This is a genomic window from Virgibacillus litoralis (assembly GCF_017873675.1).
Taxonomy (GTDB): domain Bacteria; phylum Bacillota; class Bacilli; order Bacillales; family Amphibacillaceae; genus Lentibacillus; species Lentibacillus litoralis.
In genome coordinates, this window is sequence record NZ_JAGGKK010000016.1 from 104,546 (window position 1) to 111,546 (window position 7,001).

Consider the following 7,001-nt stretch of genomic DNA (forward strand, 5'->3'; position numbering starts at 1 on the left):
AAAAAAATACTCCTTCATATTTCGATTATATTACGATGGATAGTCATAGAGAGTGCGTTATCATAACATTTGACGATCCTTTATGCATCAATGTAATTGTATTGTAATAAACTTTCCAAATATTTTGTAATGACTAAATATCTATACTTCTTTATTCTAGCAATATAACCTAAAGGAAAGGATGTTCTTATGATTAACAAGTTTAGTAAAGTTGCTATTATATCAATCTTGTCATTAGCTCTACTATTTCCTGCTACTACAATGGCAGCAGATTCATATACTGTTGAACCTGGTGATACCCTTTGGAAGATCGCTTTAAAAACTACTACAGGGGTAAGTGAGCTGATTGAAGCAAATCCTCAACTTTCAAACCCTGATCTAATTTATCCAGGACAGCAAATTAATATAGTGGTAAATGATGAGTATAATCAAGAACAAGAAGTTATTAGACTAGTAAATAAAGAAAGAGCAGAAGCAGGTTTACCTGCATTGAAATATGATTGGGAGCTTGCCAGAGTAGCGAAGTATAAATCTAGAGATATGAATAATGTTGGTTACTTTAGCCACAATAGTCCAACTTATGGTTCACCATTTACTATGATGAAAGACTTTGGAATCTCCTATAACTCAGCAGGGGAAAACATCGCAAAGGGCCATGCGTCTGCTGAAGAAGTTGTCAACGGGTGGATGAATAGTTCTGGACACAGAGCAAACATCTTGAGTGATGATTTCACCCACATTGGCGTAGGGTACGTGGAAGATGGTCGCCACTGGACTCAAATGTTTATTAAAAAATAATGGTAATTAGTGTTTATCCGTGAATTCTATAAAGAGTTCACGGATTATTTTTACTTAGGAAATAGAGTTTTATATTATAAATTTTCACTATTAACATTATGTCTAAAAGTTTTTTGAAAACGATTTTGATTGTGTTATTATAATATTCGAAGTGCGTAGAGGATAATAGGAGGTGGAATTAAAACCGTACTTAAAATAATACACGAAAGAGTGAGTAAAATTAGTAATTCAGCAAAAAGTGTAAGAAGAATGATACTTTTTTTAAGTCTGACCTTTATTCTTGTACTAACAGCATGTAACGGGGATCAACAGGAAAGTCAAGATAACAAGGATAATGAAAATGAAAAAGAACAAAAAAATATATCAATTGGGTTAGATCCATATGATTATGCTACTGTACCTGCATATCTTTCTAAAGAAATCTTGGAACAAGAAGGATATGAAGTGAAAATCGAGGAAGGTCAGGTTGGTATATTATATGAAGCTTTAGCCAATAAAGAAATTGATGCATTCATAGATATTTGGGCACCGAACCTGCAAAGTTCCTATTTAAAGGAATATGAAGGCCAATTTGAGATTGCGGGTACATTGTACTCCGAAATGCCATTAGGAGTTGCTGTCCCTGCATACATGGAAGATGTTAATTCAATTGCGGACTTAAACAAATATAAAGAGAAATTCGACAATAAAGTCTATGCAATTGATCCAGGCAGTGGGATGGCAGATACGACAGAGAAAATGGTAGAAACATATGACATGAAGGACTTTGAAATAAAAAACAGCAGTACAGCAGCGATGCTTGCTCAGGTCGAAAGTGTAATGAAAGATAAAGGTGGAATTGTTTTTAATGCATGGCGTCCTCATCCGATGTTCGTGCGAATGGATTTGAAATTTTTAGATGATCCCAAAAATGCATGGAAGCTTGATGATGTTCAAGTAGGTGTTACTCCTGACTTACAAGAACAATCGCCGACAGCATATAAGCTGTTTTCAAATATGAAACTGACGCTTGATCAAGTTGAGAAGTGGATTATGGCCATTGATTCTGAGGGTAAAACACCTGAAGAATTAGCAGAAGCCTGGGTTGAGGAAAATCAGGACAAAGTAAATAAATGGCTGGAGAAATAAAGCTGGATAACATTTAAATAGGAAGATATGGAACAGGATAGATATGGCAAATTATGCCTTGTCTATCCTATTTTTTATATAGTTAAGTAAGACACTCAATCCATATAAGGCGAATGTAAGAAAGTGAAAATACACTTTTGTATGAATCCTTTTAATGTATATCGAGTTTTCTACACCTATATTTCAAGTAAAAATGTCGAATAATAGAAAATTGTCTAAATAATCATACTTTTTACCCATACAATAAATTATAGGAAGGTTGTACTATATAAATAGGCTGTATAGCAATTATTTTAAAGGAGGAAATCTATTGTTTAAGAAATTATCCGCTTTAGCATTATCTGCAACTTTAGTAGGAAGTTTTGCTTTTTCAAGTAATTCTGAACAAGTTGACCCACAACCAAAGAAAGCTACAGACTTTAATTTAAGCTTGGTCGATAAGATTGGAGCATCACCAGATCTTGCAGAAAAGGCAAAGGAGTTAGGGGTGAACTTATCTAAAACTGACCCTGCTGAAAAGTTAAATAACGGTACAAAGTTTCAACAAGCTGGTGATAATCATGTAGCCTATCAAGAATCTGAAGGCGAAGTTCCAATGCTAGTAATACTGGCGAAATTCAAGGAAGGCGATGAGCCAGTAGGGGATCCAAAAGGGCAGGTTGATGCTAAATATTTTAAGGATTTGATTTTCGGCGACTCATATAATCCTTATGAATTACCACAGTTTGAGCAATTCGCTGAATTTAATGGAAAAGAAGCACCAACGGATAAGACGATGCAAAATGCCTATAAGGAATCCAGCTATGGCAATGTAGAATTAGTTAGATTGGAAGATACAGATTATGCATGGGTAGAACTCCCTAAAGGGGCCTCCTATTATTTAGATCAGGATGGGACTTATGCTGATGGTGGAGAGTATCTTCTGGGTAATGCAAATGGTGATGCCCATATGGGTGAGTTTGTTCGAGATGCTTTAAAGTCGGCTGATAGTGATGTTGATTTTAGCAAGTATGCTGAGAATGGGGAGGTTCCTAACGTATTTATCATCCATGAAGGAACCGGAGCAGAGTTCAGTAGAGATCCGGCACAAATCTGGTCGCATAAATGGAGTGTACTCAGTGCACTTTATTATGGAAAGTACTATGAAACAGGTATACCTGCACCACAGTATGAGGGTATGGAATATAATGAATGGATAAATAAAACTATAGAAGAAGATATGACTTATGACGACGTGGTAGTAAACAATTACAATATTCAACCTGAAATTGGCGGGAACGTTGCAGGTTATAACCTGGAAACAGGTGGCTATGACGAAGCTTTAAAAACAGGACCATTTCCTGCACAGCCAGGTGTTTACGCACATGAATTTGGTCATGCATTGGGATTACCTGACTTCTATGACACTGCTTATTCTTCAGAAGGTGTAGGTAACTACTCTATGATGGCAGGTGGATCGTGGATGCGTTATCCTGATGCTGCTGCATACTCAGGGAATTCACCAACGCATTTTGATCCATTCTCTAAAATTTTCTTAAATTGGATAGAACCAATCGAAGTAACACCTGAGGACGCAAAGCAAACTATTACACTTCCATCAATTGATCAAGCCGATGCAGATAATGGTGTTGTGAAAATGGAAGTTCCAGGTTCGAATGGGACAGAATATTTCTTGTTTGAGAACATTCAGCAAAGCGGTTTTAATGAAGGATTAATTCGTCAAGGTAAAGATTCGAACGGACTGGTAGCATGGCACGTTGATGAGAATATCATCAATCTATACCGAACTGCCGGGTTCCGTCCTAACAATGTAGAGAACTGGAAGAATAAACGATTCCAATATAACCAATCGGATACGGCAAGTGATGGTACAGTTGTAACGCATTATGGTCTTTCTGTTCTTCAAGCAGATGGGAACTATGATCTTGAAAAATATGAAAACCGTGGTGACGCTGGTGACTTCTTTAAAACAGGGGATCAACTAAGACCGAACTCTAAAAACGTTCATACAGGTTCCTATTATTTTTGGAAAGGTAATAGTAATGTTCCAGCTGATAGTGGAATTCATGTAACAGACATTCAAGAAAATGAAGATGGTTCAATTACTGCTGATTTCTATTATGAGTAATGAAGCTAAATAAGTATATAAAACAAACCGGGAATATTATTATTTCCCGGTTTGTTTTCATTTGCAGTTATGCAGGCAACATGGATCCGCTTAGTATAGCCGGCGCTGTGCTTTGTTCAAACCTCGGTTTCATCATCAGGTAATGCTTTTTCGGGTGTGTGTCCGGGTTTTCTCAAATTAAACATTGCTTTGATACAAAACAGAACTAAGATGACAACACCGATGATGAATATTGTATCGGGAATGGCTCTTATCAGCATCAGGTTTTGGATGATATCCTGCTGGAGGAAGTCGCTGGTTCGTGTTGCCCAATAACCATTATCAAATGCTTCTTTCAGCTGGATAAACCCAATTGGCATTAGGCTGATGAATACCATGCCGAAAAGCCCGATATTTAATGTCCAGAATGACCATTTCAGCCATCTGTCATTCCATTTTTCAGGTTTCACGACATTCCGCAAAGAGTATAGTAATACTGCAATTGCAAACATACCGTAAACACCCATCATGGCAGCATGTGCATGTGCCGGGGTCAGCTGTTGACCGTGTTCAAAGTAATTAACTGCCGGCAGATTGATAAGGAATCCAGTAACTCCAGCTCCGACAATGTTCCAAAGTGATGTTGCAACTAGGAACCAGAATGTGAGTTTATAAGGGAAATCAACGCCGCCTTCCTTCATCATCTTATATTGTTCATAGGCTTCAAGTACAAGAAGAGTCAGCGGAATGATCTCAAGAGCGCTGAAAACTGCTCCCACTGCAATCCAGGCTTCCGGTGATCCGTTATAATAATAATGGTGCCCTATTCCAAGTACACCCGTCCCAAGCAAAAGTATTATCTGGAAGTAAAGCATACGGGTTACGGATCTTCGCGTGACAAGCTTCATACTGACTAACATAAAACCGATTATAACAACTGCAAATACTTCAAAGATTCCTTCTACCCATAGATGAACAACCCACCAGCGCCAGTAGTCAGACATTGTAAAGTTACCATCTGGATTGATAAAGAATGCAAAGATATAGAATGCTGGTACTGCAATTGATGCATAGAACAATAGATGGATTAATCCGCCTTTGTCCCGTTCTTTCTTAAGTCCGTTATGAATACCCCTGTATACGATGAACAGCCATATAGCCATTCCTGCTACTAGACCAATTTGCCATATTCGTCCAAGCTCAAGATATTCCCATCCTTGATGACCGAGCAAAAACCACATATTTCCGAGGAATCCATTGACCCCGAGCCATTCACCGATGATAGAACCACCCACAACGGCAACAAGTGCCCAGAAAAGTATATCAACAAGAAGTCCCTGGCGCTTTGGTTCGACTCCTCCGACATTTGGTGCAATATATATTCCCATACCAAGCCATGCAGTTGCAATCCAGAAAATAGCTAATTGAAGATGGAATCCTTTTGCAACTCCAAATGGCAGGATGTCATAAACCCAATCTATACCGAAAAATGAGTCTGGCTCGGTGTAATAGTGTGCTAATAGTGCACCAAACATTACTTGTACGAAAAACATTATTGCTACAAGTAAGAAGAATTTTGCCGATTTAACCTGTGAGACTGTAGGTTTTTTCTTGTTTAGATTAAAAACTGGATAATTATCTTTTGTAAATGCTGGTTCCATACCAAAATGATATCGATAGAAAACATATAAAATAATAGCGATAAAAAGGGCCAGAATTGTAATACTTACGCCACTCCATAGTATGGCTGAGTAGGACATGGTGTTGCCAGCATCCTCATAATAAGGCCAGTTGTTGGTATAAGTAATTTCTTCTCCAATTCTCTCAGTGCTGGAAATCCAAGCAGTCCAGAAAAAGAAGTGAGATATTTGCTCGATTTGGTCGCCATCTGCAACATAGGCTCTATCTTCCTCTGGCATATGTGATTTCTGGATAAGCCCACCGGCGAGCCCCCAATTATCGCCATTTTGAAAGACATTGTGGTAATAAGCTTCTACTTGTTTAATTCCAAAAAATTGTGCATCTGTAACCTGAAGTATCGTTTGATCATCATTTAGCCGGTTTTTCCGTATTTCCTTAATAACGTTATCTTCAATAATTGCTCTTTCCTCGGATTCAAGCTCATCGAAAGCTTTATTATATTGACTCTCGGCATGAAATTCCTGAACGCCTTCTGTGTACACTTTCAATGCTTCTGCGGTATAATCAGGACCCATATAAGATCCATTTCCAAGAACAGTTCCGTAGTCCATCAGCCCATATTTTTGAAAAACAGCCTGACCACCTTTAATTGTGTCTTCTGTCATTACTATCTCCCCGTCAGGTGCGACAACCTCCAATGGGGTAGGGGCCTTGTTTTCAAATATCCAGTACCCTCCGACAATCAGGGCGGTGAAACTGAGTAATAGTGTCACAATAGTTACTGATTTTAGAAGACTATTGACCGTAGTTGGTTTATTCGTTTGTTTTCCCCTGTTTGAAGCCATTTCCATCAATCCTCTCATTCTGTGAGTTTGTTCACAAATATCGTTGCTGCTAGAAATAATTTATATCTACTAATTTATCGATAGGGACCATCCCCTTGGTTCCAATATCATATATTTAAAGATGGAAAACGTTGACGCAGGTCAAATTTTTATTGAAGATTGTTTGTCCAGAAAGGATTGTAAAGAATTGTTCACATGGGGTAGTAGAAAATAAAAAGAGGCTAAGACATAACTAAAAATCTCTACTCTAAAGACAAATAATAACAGGATAAGTTGTTTAGAACGTTCATTATCAATGGTTGAATCTAATACGTAATTGATATAAACTGCGAACTAACTAAGGGAGTCCTATTGAAAGCATTTTGTGAGGCTTTCTAACGACGCAGCTGGAATATACTCGCTTTCCGTGGGCTCACCACGAGCCTCCTCGCTCGCAAAGAACGCTCCCTGTGGGGTCTCTTAGGATCGCTGTCCCACAGGAG

4 protein-coding genes are annotated in these 7,001 nt (G+C 38.2%); 3 read left to right on the top strand and 1 reads right to left on the bottom strand.

Features of this window, described 5'->3' with window-relative positions; genetic code table 11:
* Nucleotides 1-189 precede the first annotated feature (189 nt).
* The 3 genes from safA (at nt 190) to J2Z82_RS14220 (ending at nt 4,054) form a co-directional block, all read left to right on the top strand.
* Nucleotides 190-798, top strand: coding sequence for a SafA/ExsA family spore coat assembly protein (gene safA / locus J2Z82_RS14210; protein ID WP_209481437.1), 609 nt, complete (start codon nt 190-192; stop codon nt 796-798).
* Between the two features lie 249 nt (nt 799-1,047).
* Nucleotides 1,048-1,926: a glycine betaine ABC transporter substrate-binding protein gene (locus J2Z82_RS14215; protein ID WP_209481438.1), complete on the top strand. Its 879-nt coding sequence runs from the start codon at nt 1,048-1,050 to the stop codon at nt 1,924-1,926.
* Nucleotides 1,927-2,236: 310 nt separating this feature from the next.
* On the top strand, nt 2,237-4,054 hold the full coding sequence (locus tag J2Z82_RS14220; protein ID WP_209481439.1) for a M6 family metalloprotease domain-containing protein: 1,818 nt from the start codon (nt 2,237-2,239) through the stop codon (nt 4,052-4,054).
* 116 nt (nt 4,055-4,170) lie between these two features.
* On the opposite strand, the gene J2Z82_RS14225 is transcribed toward J2Z82_RS14220, so the two are convergent.
* A complete protein-coding gene (locus tag J2Z82_RS14225) occupies nt 4,171-6,519 on the bottom strand; it encodes a nitric-oxide reductase large subunit (protein WP_209481440.1) in 2,349 nt (782 codons plus the stop codon).
* Nucleotides 6,520-7,001 lie beyond the last annotated feature (482 nt).